10 protein-coding genes are annotated in these 13,793 nt (G+C 65.5%); 3 read left to right on the top strand and 7 right to left on the bottom strand.

The annotated features are described in order from the left end of the window. Positions 1-23 precede the first annotated feature (23 nt). Complete coding sequence (locus tag Q4S41_RS13180; RefSeq protein WP_305031587.1) at positions 24-848, top strand: bifunctional transcriptional activator/DNA repair enzyme AdaA; 825 nt, start codon at positions 24-26, stop codon at positions 846-848. A gap of 94 nt (positions 849-942) precedes the next feature. Here the strand turns inward: Q4S41_RS13180 and Q4S41_RS13175 are convergent, their stop codons facing one another. The 5 genes from Q4S41_RS13175 to Q4S41_RS13155 all read right to left on the bottom strand — a co-directional run bounded on the left by Q4S41_RS13175 (position 943) and on the right by Q4S41_RS13155 (position 7,444). Then, positions 943-1,923, bottom strand: coding sequence for an acyl-ACP desaturase (locus Q4S41_RS13175; RefSeq protein WP_305031586.1), 981 nt, complete (start codon positions 1,921-1,923; stop codon positions 943-945). A gap of 137 nt (positions 1,924-2,060) precedes the next feature. Continuing rightward, positions 2,061-3,722 carry a hypothetical protein gene (locus Q4S41_RS13170; protein WP_305031585.1) on the bottom strand — a complete coding sequence of 554 codons (1,662 nt, stop codon included), beginning with the start codon at positions 3,720-3,722 and terminating at the stop codon, positions 2,061-2,063. Positions 3,723-3,852: 130 nt separating this feature from the next. Beyond that, the gene (locus Q4S41_RS13165) at positions 3,853-4,803 is read right to left on the bottom strand and encodes a glycosyltransferase family 2 protein (protein ID WP_305031584.1); all 951 of its coding nucleotides are present in this window, start codon (positions 4,801-4,803) and stop codon (positions 3,853-3,855) included. A gap of 113 nt (positions 4,804-4,916) precedes the next feature. Then, positions 4,917-6,197 (bottom strand): hypothetical protein, encoded by a 1,281-nt coding sequence (locus Q4S41_RS13160; protein ID WP_305031583.1) that lies wholly within the window; start codon positions 6,195-6,197, stop codon positions 4,917-4,919. A gap of 239 nt (positions 6,198-6,436) precedes the next feature. Beyond that, complete coding sequence (locus Q4S41_RS13155; RefSeq protein ID WP_305031582.1) at positions 6,437-7,444, bottom strand: hypothetical protein; 1,008 nt, start codon at positions 7,442-7,444, stop codon at positions 6,437-6,439. Between the two features lie 161 nt (positions 7,445-7,605). Between Q4S41_RS13155 and corA the strand changes: the two genes are divergently transcribed. After that, complete coding sequence (gene corA / locus Q4S41_RS13150; protein WP_305031581.1) at positions 7,606-8,814, top strand: magnesium/cobalt transporter CorA; 1,209 nt, start codon at positions 7,606-7,608, stop codon at positions 8,812-8,814. A gap of 200 nt (positions 8,815-9,014) precedes the next feature. Here corA and Q4S41_RS13145 read toward each other — a convergent pair whose 3' ends face one another. Both Q4S41_RS13145 and Q4S41_RS13140 read right to left on the bottom strand, forming a co-directional pair. Then, entirely contained in the window at positions 9,015-10,067 is a 1,053-nt protein-coding gene (locus tag Q4S41_RS13145) for an AAA family ATPase (protein ID WP_305031580.1), read from the bottom strand. 200 nt (positions 10,068-10,267) lie between these two features. Continuing rightward, a complete protein-coding gene (locus tag Q4S41_RS13140; protein ID WP_305031579.1) occupies positions 10,268-13,027 on the bottom strand; it encodes a hypothetical protein in 2,760 nt (919 codons plus the stop codon). Between the two features lie 103 nt (positions 13,028-13,130). On the opposite strand from Q4S41_RS13140, the gene Q4S41_RS13135 reads away from it, so the two are divergent. Beyond that, the gene (locus Q4S41_RS13135) at positions 13,131-13,736 is read left to right on the top strand and encodes a hypothetical protein (protein WP_305031578.1); all 606 of its coding nucleotides are present in this window, start codon (positions 13,131-13,133) and stop codon (positions 13,734-13,736) included. The last annotated feature ends 57 nt before the right edge of the window (positions 13,737-13,793 follow it).

Below are 13,793 nucleotides of genomic sequence, written 5' to 3'. Positions count from 1 at the left end.
TAGTCCATTAGCCTGCTAATTTCATGACCGACTATCAGCGCATTGCCGCGGCCCTAGCTTACGCCGGAACGCATTTTCAAACCCAGCCCAGCCTGGAAGAAATGGCGGCCCAGGCCCACTGGAGCCCGTTTCACTTCCAGCGCAAGTTTCAGGAGTGGGCCGGCGTCACGCCCAAGAAGTTTCTGCAGTTTCTGAGCCTGGAACACGCCAAGCAGCGCCTGCGCCAGCAGGCTCCCGTGGCCGAGGCCGCCTATTCCACCGGCCTGTCGGGCACGGGCCGGCTGCACGATTTATTTGTGGCGCTGGAAGCCATGACACCCGGCGAATACCGCCACGGCGGCGCTGAGCTGCGCATCGACTACAGCTTCGGCGACAGCGGTTTTGGTCGCTACCTGGTGGCGTCCACGGCCAAGGGCATCTGCTGGCTGGCGTTTGCGCAAAGCGAGGAAGCCGCCTTGCTGGAGTTGCGACAGCAATGGCCCAATGCCACCTTGGTTGCGGCGGCTACGGCCAGCCACGCCCAGGTGGCTCGCTTTTTTGCCCGCGACTTCACGTCCGCCGACCGGCTGCATCTGCACCTCAAAGGCACGCCGTTTCAGCTTAAAATATGGGCCGCGCTGCTGCGCATTCCCGAGGGCGAGCTGCGCACCTACGCCCAGCTTGCCGCCGCGGCCGATAATGGCGCGGCCGTGCGGGCCGCCGGCACCGCCATCGGGGCCAACCCGGTGGCCTACCTCATCCCCTGCCACCGCGTCATACGGGGCACCGGCGAACTGGGACAGTACCGTTGGGGCGCTCCGCGCAAGGCTGCGTTGCTGGGCTGGGAGGCGGCGCAGGTTATCATTTAACAGGAGGTATCCATTAACAGTTAACAGCCGTTCAACGAACCCCAAAGGGCCAGCTGAACGGCTGTTAACTGTTGATGGATACCTGTTAAATGAATCAGGAAATCCACTTGAACTTGTATTCCAGCTTGGGCACGGCCATGCGGTCGGACACGCGGCGCAGGCGGTTGGGCAGGGCCATGATGTAGTCGCGGGCTTTCTCGGCCTCGCCGGTCAGGCCGCCAATGTGCTCGATGTCCCAATCGGTGATGAGGGAGTCGAGAATGTCGGTATAGTCGGCACTGGTGTACACGCCCAGGCGCTGGGCGGCGTCGGTGAAGTGGCCGAAGGTTTTGCCCATCTCCACGCCCATTTCGCGCATGTAGTGGGCGGGCATCACAATTTTCTTGCGCATCATGTCCTCGAAGGCCAGCATCATTTCCGAGGGGTCGTACTTGAAAATCTCGGTCACGAAAGCCTTGTACACGCGGGCGTGGCGGGTTTCGTCGCCGGCAATCATGCCGCAGATTTTGGAGAGCTGGTCGTCGCCGGCCTTGCGGGCCAGCTGGCCCACGCGGCGGTGCGAGATGTTGGTGGCCTGCTCCTGGTAGCTGGTGTACACGAAGGCGCGGTAGGGGTCGTTGGCCGTGCCCAGGTCGAAGGCGTCGTTGATGAGGTACTGGGTGCTCACCTCAAACTCGCGCATGTTCACGCGGCCCGAGAGGTAGAGGTAGCGGTTGAGCAGGTCGCCGTGGCGGTTTTCTTCGGCCGTCCAGCCCCGAATCCACTCGGCCCAGCCGTTGTTGCGGTCGCGGTTGATGTTGTCGAGCTCGTGGAACCAGGCCTCGTAGTTGGGCAGCGCCTCCTCGGTGATGGTGTCGCCGATGAGCACAGCCAGCAGGTCGTAGCTCAGGGTGCCGGCTTTTTCGCGCAGCTCTTTTACTTCGTCAAAAAACGTGTCGCGGCGCGAATCGGGCAGGTAATCGGCGGGTTGCCAGCTGTCTTCCACGCTTTTGAGGAAGGTGCTCATGTTCGACTTCAAGAAGCCTTCCATTTGTTGCAGGACTTCGCCGCGGGTTGCTGATATGGAGGTTTGCATAGACACAGAACGAAAAAGCGTGAAAGATTGGTGAAGAAACGCTTTGACGGGTGCAAAGGTCCGCCTCAAGCCCAGCGGGGAGGGTATAAGATTATGTCATTCGACCGGCATGGAGGCCAAAAATCGGGCTTATGGCGCTACGGCAGCTGTTTCAGGCTCACGCTGTATTCCAATAAAGCCGAATGCGGCACCACCACTACCACCGGCCTGAATAGCAGCCGATGCCCCCCGGCCATACGCGTGCGGCGGGCAAGCCAGCGAACCGCTTCCGGCGTGAGCACCCATTTTGGAGCCAAGCCTTGCGGGCGGGCAGCCAGGCGGCGCAGGCATTCGGTTTGGTCGGTGGTGTGGCTGAGTGCGTAGCGCAAGGACGCCTGCGAAGCATCGTAAGAGGGCCAGCCGGTGAGTAATAGCACAGATGCGGGGGCGGCCCCGTAAGGCCGGAAAGGCGACAGGCTTTTGAGTAAATCATTGGTGCCGGCCATCAACACGACGCGCCCGGCTCCTATGCCGATGGTGCGCAGGGCCTCTTCGTGGCGCCCGCGCTCGGCGCTCAGCACCCACCAGCGGTGCCCCGTTTTCAAGCTATAGAGCCCGAAAACGGCCAGCGCCAGGGCCGCCACCAGGCCGGATGCTTTCCGGGAAAACACCGGTTTCGGGCCGCTGTTGCGCCAAACCACTGGCCGGGCCAGCAGAAAAGCGCCGTTGGCCAAGAGCCAGCAATCGAGCAGGGGTAGCGCCAGCCGGGGCGGCAGCTTCAGCACGCCGGCCAACAAAACCAGAGCCCCACCAAAGCCCGCCTGCACCAGCCAGAAACCGCGCCGGGGCCGCCCGCCGCGCTCGGCCACCACGGCCGTGGCGGCCAACGCGAGCAGCAGGGGAAAGTAGTCGCGCAGCAGCAGCCCGGCCCGCAGGCGCAGCTTGGCCGGCACTTCGCTCAGCCAGAAATCGGGGGCGTCGAAATGATAGACGCGCTGGCAAAAGGCCTCGTTGACTACGCTGGAATCGCCCAGCAGCCACAGGCGCACGGCCTCGGTGCCGAGGCTGTCGGCGGGGGTGCGAGGCTGCGGGCGCAACTGATTAAAATCGAGAATGCGGGCCAGATACGTATCGCGGGCCTGCGCCCGGGCCTGGCCGGGCGTTTGTATAAGTGCCGCCGCGCTGGTGGCCAGCACCAGCAGCGCCGCCCCGCCCACCAAAGCGGGCGCCGCGCGCCGCGCGCTCCCAGCCAGCCAGATGGCGCCCGGCAGCGCCGCCGCCAAACCCAGCCAAGCAGTGCTGGGCCGTAGCAGCCACGCAGCGCCCAGTCCCAGCAAACCCACGGCCAGCGCCCCCCGCCGCCCCGGCCGCTGGGCCGCGAATAGCACCGCCATAGCTGCTGCCACCAACGCTACCCGCACGTGGCTGAACCAAAGCCAATGTTCGAGCCAAGCCAATACGAAGAAGGCAACCAGCACCCCGACCAGCCCCGCCGGCCCGAAGTGGGGCCGCAGCAGGCGGTCGAGCACCGCAAAGGCCAGTACCGTGGCTCCGGCCAGCAGCCCGGCCAGCAACACGCCCAGCCAAGGCACGCCCGGCGCCGCCATATAAGCTGCCGCCAACAAGTGCCCGTACCCGTGAAAATAAAGGGGCAGGTAAACAACCGGCTTGAGCGCCAGCGTGCCATTGAAGAGCCAGGCCATCGACGTTTCGTCGCTGGTTTCGTAGTAGCTGCCCAGGCCGGCCACCGTGCTTCCAATCAAGCCCAGCGGCAGCAGCACCACTCGCAGGAAGATGGCAAAACGGGTGTGACGCGGCACGGCGGATAAGTTAAAAGGGAGGCCAGCACGCGCACCAGCCCGGCATGAAGCATCTGGCCCGCAATACTAACCCCATCCCCGAGAATTACCACGGCTTTCGCGTTGCGAGCGGCCGCAAAAGGGGGCAATTCTACCCAAACAGCCGGCTCCAGGTGGCCAGCGCGCGGTCGAGCCAGGTAAGGCGGCTGGTCTGGCGTAGCAGCGCGGCCAGCTGGCGGGCCTCGGCGTAGCGGTGGCGGCGCACAGCCTGGCGCAGCTCCCACCGCAGACGCACGGCCAGGGCGGCCCGTTCCGGGGGGGTGCGGATGAGAGCCAGTGCTTTTTCACACACCCGAATGGTAGAGGCCAGAAAGGGGTCGTGGGCCTGGTAGGCCTTCGCGCTCATGCTGCGCGGGTGCTTGCGCTTGCGGGTGGTCACGGCGTCGAGGTACAGGAACTGCCAGTCGCGGCTGGCGCGCACCCAGAAGTCAAAGTCTTCGTAGGCCAGCGTTTCGTCGTAGCCGCCCAGCGCCTGCAGGCAGGCGCGGCGCATGAGCATGGTGGGCGTGCTGATGAAGTAGCGGGCCAGCACATCGGCCAGCACCCAGCCGCTGGCGGGCGCCGGCTGCAGGCCGCCGTGGCCGTCGGGCCGGTGGTGCAGGCCCAGCAGCTGGCCGGCTTCGCTAATCAGCTCGGCATTGGAATACACCACGCCCACGTTGGCGGGCGCGCTTTGGAAGGCCTGCACCTGCTGGGCCACGCGCGCGGGCAGCAGCACGTCGTCGGTAGCAAAATCAATGATGAATTCGCCCTGGCTCTGGCGGAAAGCAAGGTTGAAAGCGCGGCAGTTGCCCACGTTTTCGGGCAGCAGCAGCAGGTGCCAGGCGGGGTGGCGGGCCGCGTATTCGCGCAGAATGTCCGGGCTGCCGTCGGTGCTGGCATCATCCACGAGCCACACTTCCAGCTGCGGGTAGGTTTGGGCCAGGATGGAATCCAGGGCCTCGCGCAGGAAGGGCGCGTGGTTGTGGCACAGGGCCACGATGGTGACCAGCGGTGCTTCGCTTGCGGAGGAAGGAGAAATGTCAGTTGTAGAATTGGCCATTGTGCAAGGGCACAAAAGAAACACAGAAACCACCGGGCGCGGCCAGCCAATGGGCCATGAGTGGGGGCTTGGGCGCAGGCAATAGGTGGCAGCCCGTTGGGTGGAACGTATTACTATACTCTGTCCGCTGGTTTGTTCCTTCCGAAAACCCCAAAAAATCCCACGCAAGCTACCAGCACCAGCGCATACCGGGCGGCGTGAGCCAGCACCGCCCCTTCCAGGCCGTAGCGCGGCAGCAGCACCGCCAGCAGCCCGGCAAATACCGCTGCCGATGCCGCCTGCACCGCGATGTAGGGCCCGGTGCGTGCCCGGGCCATGAGCTGAAAGATGAACAGCCAGCTCAGGAACTTGGCCCAGTCGCCGAGCAACTGGGGTGCCAGCAGCGCCCGCGCCGCCAGCAGGCGCGGCGCAAACAGCAGCGGCAGCAGCCAGTCGCGGCACACAAAAATCAGCCCCAGGCCGCCGGCCAGCAGCGGCGCCAGCAGGGCCAGCACGCTCAGCAGATAGCGCCGCGCAGCACGCGGCTGGCTGGCCAGCGCCGCCAGCCGGGGGTAGAACACGCTGCTCATCACCGCGCCAAAAACCATGGTGTAGTTGTCGGACAGCTTGGCCACCACCTGCCACAAGTCCGTCGGGCCTGGCCCGAAGGTGCCCAGCAGGTAGCCGCGCAAGGCATAATCAACGGCTTTGCCAAACAGCAGCGTGCTCACGGCCATCAGCAGGAACCGGCCCAGGCCGCGCAAGGCCACCCGGCTGACCGGCGCCCGCAGTTGCCAGCCCCGCAACAGCCCGGCCCGCGCCGCCAGCCCCCAGGCCGGAACCAGCGTCAGGCCCTGGGCCACCAGATACGCCAGCAACACCGTCGGCAAGGGGTAGCCCCACCACAAGGCGGCCGCTACGGCGCCGGTGCCCAGGGCCGCCAGCGTCACCGACAGGCCGATGTAGGCCCGCAGGCGCCCGGCAGCCAGCAGCGCGGCGCTCAGCAGCCCCTGGCCCGTGAGTAGCGCGATGCCCATCACGAATACCGCCAAGCTGCCCCAGCCCCAGTGCAGCAGCCCTTTGGTGGCCAGCACGGCGGCACCCAGCAGCAGGGCCAGCGCGTTCAGCACAGCGGCAGCGCCCAGCCAAGTGTGGTAGCGCGGGCTGCCCGGGCGCAGTGGCGCCAGGTATTTCACCACGCCCACGTGCACGCCGTCGTTCGGCAACGTGGTGAGCAGGGCCATCAGGTTTTGGAACTGCGCCAACAGCGTGAGGCCGCCGGCCGGCGCGTACAGGGCAAACAGCTTGTTCACAAGCAACGAGCCGGCGGCCCGGGCCACCACCGCCACGCCCGTGCCCAGCGAGCCCCGCACAAACTGCCGAATGGGTGACTTGGGTTGAGAAGTGTCGGGCATGCAGGTGCAAAGAACGGGGGCGTCTGTCATTGCGCGTGAAGCGCAGCGCAACGCGGCAATCCGTCCTGTCAGAACCAGATACTTCCTTTTACCAGAAAGCCCCGCCACCGGGTAGTAGCGCGGCTTTCGCTTGGCGTACTTTTAGTTGTCACGTTAGAAGGCTACTCGCTGAGAATAGAACGGATTAGCCACGCTGAAATTCGTTTGCCACGGCCTGCAGCCTCGCAATCGCAGAAGTCCTACAACTCCTTTTCCCAACTCAGCCGCAGGCCGGCCACGCCGCCCAGGTGGCGTTTGAAACGCAGCAACGAGGCATTGGGGCTGGCATTGAGGGTCGAGGTGCCGAGGTCGAGCACGGCTTGGTCGCTGGCCCGGGCGAAGGCGTGCAGGCCCTCGTTGAGCATCACGACCGGGCTCAGCGCGTTGCAGCGCAGCGGGCTGGCGGGGTAAAAATTATAGAGCGCCCGCTCGCTCACCCGAATGGCCACCGTGAGAGCCGCCCACTCGCCATCGGGCTGGCGCACCGAGAACAGGAAATGCTCGCGCGGAAACACCTTAAACAGCTGCTGCACCCGCTCCAACGACAGCGACAGCTCCTGCCCCCGCTCCTGTCGGCACGCCCGGATGAACTCGTAGGCCGCCGGCAGCAGAAAGGGCGGCTCCTGCTCGAAGTGCAGGCCGTGGCGGCGGCACTTGTGCAGGCGGCGGCGCTCGGAGGGGTGCAGGTGGGCCTCGTAGTCGCGCTGGGGGTCGAGGTGGTAGTTCTGCTCGGCCAGGGCCACGTGGTAGCTCCGTTGGCGCAGGGTTTCGGCCAATGTAGCGGCCCCGGCGGGGTCGTAGGCAAAGGGGTAGCCGCGCAGGGCCAGCCGGCGCAGGCCCCGCTGCCGGAGCTGCGCTTCCACCACAGCCAGCAGTTGGTGCAGAGCCTGTGGGCCGAGGCCACCTGCTAGCTGTACGGCGCCAAAAGGAGCCTGGGCGGGGCTGTGGGCCACGGACGCGGCCTCATCCAGGGCCACGTGCAGCTGGGCCACGGTGCGGCCGGCGCCGGTGTCTTCCAGGTAAAAACTCAGCACCGGCCCGGCTTCGGCCTGCAGGCGCTGGTGTTCGGGCCGCAGGTACAGGAACGACTCAAACGCCAGCGGCAGCCGCGGGGCCGCGGGGCCGTCTTCGGCCATCCACACGGTCAGGGACGCGGAATCTGGCAGCGGAGCGGCTTCGGGGGCAATGATGGTTTCCGTACTTTTCAAACGCGGGGCAAGTGGCTGAACGGGCAAAGTACGGCACGGAATGGGTGTCGGTGCTTGCAGTGGGCCGTGGTTCGCCGCTCCTGATGCCGCAACGGCACATCTTCATCCAACTGCCATACGTAGGCTGCCACATTGCTACTTTGCTTCCGACCTTACGCCGCATGAATCCGCTTAGCTCTTCCTCGTCAGCCGTGCCCAACCGCTCGCCCGCGCTGGGCGAGGTGCCCGGCACCGACACCGCCTACACCATCACCGACCGCGAGGCCACCCGGCAGGCGCGCTTTCAGCAGGTGGGCCAGCGCCCGGGCACGCTCAACATCCGCGAGGGCGCCCTCAAGCCGCGCCTGTTTCTGATGTCGTACGACGACACCACTTGCGCCGAAAACGAGTACACCGACCGCTACGACGAGCTGCTGGCCGAGCTCCGCACCCACCCCGAACTCAAGCACTGGATTGACGTGCGCGGCTACGGCGACCTGCCCCTGATGGAGCGTTTCCTGCAGGATTTCGGCCTCCATCCCCTGCAAATGGAAGACGTGCTAAACGACTACCAGCGGGCCAAGGTAGAGGTGTTCGACGACCACCGCCTCTTCATGGTGTCGCGCATGACCGACTTCACGCCCCTGCTCGAAATCGACGACGACCAGCTCTCCATCTTCACCGGCCCGAACTACGTCCTCACGTTTCAGGACGATTACGACGATTGCCTCGACACGCTGCGGGCGCGCATCCGGTCCAACTTCAGCACCCTGCGCCGCCACCCGGCCCTCTACCTGGCCTACGCCCTCACCGACGTGGTGCTCGACCACTACTACCCCACCATGGCCGCCATCGGCGACTACATTGAGGAGCTCGAAGAAGCCATTTTCGCCGACAAGCGCCCGCGCCGCCTGCTCAACCGCATCCTGCGCATCAAGAAAGACGTGGTGCGCTTCCGCCGGCTGGTGTATCCGGAGCGCGACAAAATCGCGGAAATCCTGCGCCTGCCCGAAGAAACGATGCCCGAAACGCTGAAAATATTCTATCGCGACGCCTACGACCACGCCATCCAGACCCTGGACCTAGCCGAAAGCTACCGCGACAACATCTCCTCCCTCACCGACCTCTACATGTCGGACCAGGGCAACCGCATGAACGAGGTGATGAAGGTGCTCACCATCATCAGCACCATTTTCATTCCCCTCAGCTTTGTGGTGGGCCTCTACGGTATGAACTTCCAGCGCCACGACGACCACGGCCGCACCCTGCCCTTCAACATGCCCGAACTCTACAGCCCCTGGGGCTACCCCATGGTACTCGGCATCATGGCGATGGTGGTGGGCACCCAGCTCTTTTATTTTTATCGAAAAGGCTGGCTGACAAACCGGTGAGTGGTGAGCAAAAGGAATATCATACTGAGCTTAGTCGAAGCAATTAAATTATTTGTCATCCTGAGCGTAGCGAAGGACCTTATCACCGAAAAACAATTTGCAGTTGTCAGATAAGGCTAACGTGAAAAGGTCCTTCGCTACGCTCAGGATGACAAACGAAGGCACGCGAGTTGTCTCGGCTGCGCTCGACATGACGTTTCTTATTGCTCACTAATGCCCAACACCGCCCGCACCTGCGCCACCCGCTCGGCCACGGTGCCCTCCACCAGCGTGAACGGGATGCCAAAGTAGTCGAGCTGCATCAGTATCATGCCGTGCTGGAAGCTGCGCAGGGCCTCCGGGCCGCGCCAGCCGTCTTGCTCGAAGGGAACGGTGGGCGCGCACACGAAGGTGTGGGCGTAGCGCTGCCCGCACACGGCCGCCATGGCTTGCAGGGCGGGGTCGCAGCGGTGAAAATAGTAGTAGGAATACAGTGCCGTAGTGGCTGCGTTGGTGTCGCAAAACAGCACGTCGTGCGCCTGCGCGGCGGCTTCGTCCTCCAGCTCGGCGTGGCGACGGGCAATGTAAAGCAGGTCGTCGTAGTCGAGCTGGCCGTTTTTCTGCTCGTGCAGGGTGCGGCCATATTCGGGCACCCACGCAGTGGCGCAGGCATCGGCCAGCGCCGCGCACAGCGTAGATTTCCCGCTGCTTTCGGCCCCCAGAAACACCACGCGCGGCACCGGCGCTGGCGGGCTCACGCCCAGCTGCGCCGCTACCAGCGGGTGCAGGTACTGCGCATAAGCAGCCGAATTATTCCGCACCAGCGTACCGGAAACCGGCACCCGTTGGCGGGCTTCATCTACCGCCACGTGCGCCGCGCCGATGTATTCCGCAAAGCCCGGTCCGTAAGCCTCACTGCTGAAAACCACCTCAATTGTGATGCCCTGCCGTGTCAGCCACTGGCGCACGAACTCGCGCTGAGTGGTATCATCGGCGGCATCGGGCGGCACGCCATCGGCGGTGGCCGAGAGCGCGAAAATGCGCAACGGCGTGCGGCCAATATGCGGCCCGGCACTCCCATCATCGCCGCGGTACAACATGCGCAGCCAGTCGGCCCGCAGGCTTGCCGGGTGCGCGGGCGAGTCCGGGTTGGCGTACACCAGCACCACCAGCTCCGCTACCTGGGCGGCGGCGGTTTCGAGCAGCAGCTGGTGGCCCCGGTGCGGCGGCCAGAATTTACCCACCACAAGGCCGGTGGTGAAGGTTTGAGACATGATGTAGTGGATTGGTTGACAAGCAGAAAGCAAATAACACAACATCATGCTGAGCGCAGTCGAAGCATCTGGCGTGTGGCAGTAATTCTATTGACAGAAAAGGATTAGTGGTGGCACGCGAGATGCTTCGACTGCGCTCAGCATGACGCTTTCCTAATTTGATAACTCGCCGACCACTCTACCGCCTTGCCAATCCACTATTACTGCCCATCCCGCAATTCGGTGCGGCGCAGCTCGCGGCCCACGATGCGAACCAGCTGAAAGGTGGCGGTGGTGGCATCGTAGCTCAGCCCCACGCCGGTCCCGGTGCTGGGCAAGGCATCGCCGCCGAGCAGCTGGCCTTTGGCGTCGTACAAAAAAACCTGCCCCGGCCCGGGCTCCGTGACGGCCACCATGCTCCGGTTGTTGCCAAAATCGAAGTACTGCACCGCCTTGTCGCCCGACGTTACGAAGCGCTGGGTGAACAGCGGCGCCGTTTGGTTGGGCAGGTACACGTCGAGCTGGTTGCCGTCTTCCCGGGTCAGCACGAAGGTGCGGCCGCGCAGGTCGGGCACCAGCCGGAAGCGGGCGGTGCGGCTCCAGGTGGCAATGCGGCGGCGGCTGAGCACGTCGCCGCTCAGATTGAAGTTCACCAGCTCGCCGTGCTGGTTTACCATGCTGAGGCGGGTGCGGGCGAGGGTGCTGCTGGCCTGCACCAGCACATCGCCGGCCAGCCGCGCCCCCATGCTGAGCGGGAAACCCGGCAGCAGCGCCCCTTCGCCATCGAAGGCATACACGTAGCCGTTTTGCAGGGGCGCCACCACCACGTTGCGCCCGCCTACGGCCAGCACCGCCGGCCGCCCGGCCAAGGGGAAATCGAGGCGTTTGGGCTGCCAGCCGGGGTATTGGCGCCCTTTGGCATCGAGCAACACCAGCGCATTGCCCGCCGTGACGGCCAGCAGGCGCGCTGGCACCTCGGGGCCGGGCGCAGCGGCCAGCAGGCCGGCCACACGCACGGTATCGGGCAGGTTCAGGGGGAAGGGTAGCACTTCGCGGCCGTCGTTGGCCAGCAGGTGCAGGCGCGGACCGGCGCCCAGCAGCAGGCCGCCGGGCACGCCGCCCCCGGCCGGGAGCAGGCTGGCGCCCACCGCCGGCCCGGCCAGCGTATCGGACCACAGCACGGCGTTTTCGGCGCTCACGTAGTGCAGTGTGTGCAGCGAGTCCTGCACCACCACGGCCGACACCCGCGTGCCCAGGGCGGGCAGCAGGGCCGGCGTGCCGGTGAGGGCGTGCTTGAAAGCCAGCACCCGGCTGTTGGCTGCGGCCCCGCCCGGCTGCATAGTGGCTGGGCCCAGGTTGGGCCGGTGCAGCAGCAGCTGGGTGAAATACTGGGCTTCCGGGTCGGATTCGTTGTCGGGCGGGGCCAGCTGCAGCGCTATTTGGGGGAAGCGCTTGAACAGGGCCTCGTTGCGCAGCAGGCCGGCCCGGCGGTCTTCGGTGAGCACGCCCAGCAGGGCGTTCCAGCTGTTGCGCGTATCGATGAAAATGCTCAAGCGGGCCCGGGGCAGGGTCTCCTGCAAAAAAGAAACCTGGGCCGGGGTTTGGGCCCAGGTACTACCGGCCACCACGTCGGCGAGGTAGGCATTCAGGGTTTGCTCGTCGGACAGTACCAGGTAGTTGTCGACCAGCACCCCGGCGCTGGCCACGACCTCCACGGCGGCGGGCCGGGCGGGGTCGAGCAGCGGCCCCAGCACCGATGCCTCGCTGAAGCCGACGGGGTGAATCTGGTACGGCCCCACGCGGGTGAAAGCCGGCGAGTTGCCCTGCAGCCGCCGCAGCCGGGCCAGCCAGGCGGCCGTGCGCGCCGGGGCCGGGCAGCGCACCATGGCCAGGCGCCCCGGCCGGCTGCCGGGGGTGGTAGTGGCCAGGTAGGCCACCGCCATTTCGCCCCCGAAGGTGGCCTGCAGGCTGTCGAGGGCACTGCCAATACCCAGCGAATCGGCGGCCCCAGCCGGCGCCGCCGGCCAGGCGCGGCCCGGCTTTGCCGCCAGGTGCAGCAGCATGGCCGTGCGCGTACTCATGATGCCAGTTAGGCCCAGGGGCTGCGCGGGCTGTCCCTGCAGCCGGTGCTGCAAAGCCCCTTTGGCCATTTCAGGGTTCGAAAAACCCTGAAAAATCGACTCGCGGCCGGCCAGCTTCACGCCCAGCAAACCCTGCGAAACCAGCCCGGTAAGCTGGTCGAACTGCCCGTGGGCATCGCGCCGGAAGAGCACATCCAGAAACTGCGGTAGCCGCCGATAGTTTACTAATACCGAAGCATCTACCCCCCGCAGCTTCAACAAGTCCGTGGAGTTGAAAGCGGCCAGCACCGTGGGCGTGTCGGGATGCGCCAGCCGGCGCACGGCCGCTTCTACCAGGCCCGGGTTGGCGCTGATGAGGAGGTGGTTGCGGTAGTTGAGAATCGTGATGCTGAACTCGCTGCGCTGCTCGGTGAGCACGGTCAGCTCCTGGTCCTCGTAGTCGCGGGTGCTGAGGCGGTAGCGGGCGTCGCGGCCCAGGGTTTCGAGCAGGCCGCGCACCTGCCGGTACTCGCTCACCTGGGTGAGTGGCACTTGGTAGAGTACGTCGAACTCGCCCGGCCCCGTGACGTGCAGCGAGGTGATGACCAGCTTGCGGCCCAGCAGGCTGAGCAGGCTGTTGCGGCGGGCGCTGCCGCCGTTCAGGCTGTCGGCCAGGGCCAGGTGGCCGGCGGCCTGCTGGAAGTAGCGCACCGCCGTGAGGTTGTCCCACAGTTCGGTTTCCTGCAGGTGGCGCACCAGGGCGGGGTGGTCGTGGGTGCTGAGGACCAGCACGGCATCGTCGGGCACCAGCGCGTAGGGGTCGACGGGCACGGCCGCCAGCGTGCGGCGGTAGTACACAAACGTGGCCAGCGCAAGCAGCAAAACAAGGGCCGTGAGAAGCGCCAGAAGCTTTCGGGACATGCGGAAGAAGCGGATGACGGGCGACGAAAGTACGGCAACCGGCGCGGCCCGCCACCAAAAGCCGCTGTATCTTTCGGTTCAATCCCAAGCCCCACAATTGGTTATGAAGCTCTGGTGTCGAAATTCTAACGGCCAGCCCCGGCCGCGGGGCCGCGCGCTGCTGCCGTTGCTGGGCTTACTGGCCCTGCCGGCCTGCTTCCAGCTGCGCGAGCCCGAGCCCGCCGGCGCGGCCAGCGAATGGATTCAGCCCACGCAGGTCGATATCCTGCTGAGCAACTTCATCACGGCTGTGCAACACGTCAACGTAGCCAACTACGAGCGCACCTTTAGCGGCCCTACCTACCGCTTCGTGCCCGACCCCACCAGCGCCGGCTCCTCGCCCGCCCTCTTCGCCAACTGGAGCGTGCCCGAGGAAACCACCTACTTCAGCAGCCTGCGCCGCCGCACCGCCGCCACCGTCAATAACACACTCATTCTCACCGACCGGCGCGACCAGCTTTACACCGCCGATTCAGTTGAAATAACGGCCCTCTACCAACTTAAAATTACCCAGCAGGATACGGCATTCCACGCCGGCACCCTGCAAGGCAACCTCCGCCTCATCCTGCGCCGGCGCAACAACGAGTGGCGCATCGTGGCCTGGCGCGACCAGCGCACCACCCCCGGCCTGTGCTGGACGGATTTGAAGAAGTATTTCAGTTCACACTGAAGAAAAGTGGAGAGATGGGGAGATTGACAATGCCGTCATGTCGAGCGCAGCCGAGGC

Origin of the sequence: Hymenobacter convexus (assembly GCF_030580955.1) — a bacterium.
Lineage (GTDB): Bacteria > Bacteroidota > Bacteroidia > Cytophagales > Hymenobacteraceae > Hymenobacter.
This window is presented reverse-complemented; position numbering and strand designations above follow the sequence as displayed.

What these genes read in the sequence shown, in the direction of transcription:
- Q4S41_RS13180 (WP_305031587.1), top strand. Translation starts at nt 24, where the DNA reads ATGACCGACTATCAGCGCATTGCCGCGGCCCTAGCTTACGCCGGAACG.
- Q4S41_RS13175 (WP_305031586.1), bottom strand. Translation starts at nt 1,923, where the DNA reads ATGCAAACCTCCATATCAGCAACCCGCGGCGAAGTCCTGCAACAAATG.
- Q4S41_RS13165 (WP_305031584.1), bottom strand. Translation starts at nt 4,803, where the DNA reads ATGGCCAATTCTACAACTGACATTTCTCCTTCCTCCGCAAGCGAAGCA.
- Q4S41_RS13160 (WP_305031583.1), bottom strand. Translation starts at nt 6,197, where the DNA reads ATGCCCGACACTTCTCAACCCAAGTCACCCATTCGGCAGTTTGTGCGG.
- corA (WP_305031581.1), top strand. Translation starts at nt 7,606, where the DNA reads ATGAATCCGCTTAGCTCTTCCTCGTCAGCCGTGCCCAACCGCTCGCCC.
- Q4S41_RS13145 (WP_305031580.1), bottom strand. Translation starts at nt 10,067, where the DNA reads ATGTCTCAAACCTTCACCACCGGCCTTGTGGTGGGTAAATTCTGGCCG.
- Q4S41_RS13140 (WP_305031579.1), bottom strand. Translation starts at nt 13,027, where the DNA reads ATGTCCCGAAAGCTTCTGGCGCTTCTCACGGCCCTTGTTTTGCTGCTT.
- Q4S41_RS13135 (WP_305031578.1), top strand. Translation starts at nt 13,131, where the DNA reads ATGAAGCTCTGGTGTCGAAATTCTAACGGCCAGCCCCGGCCGCGGGGC.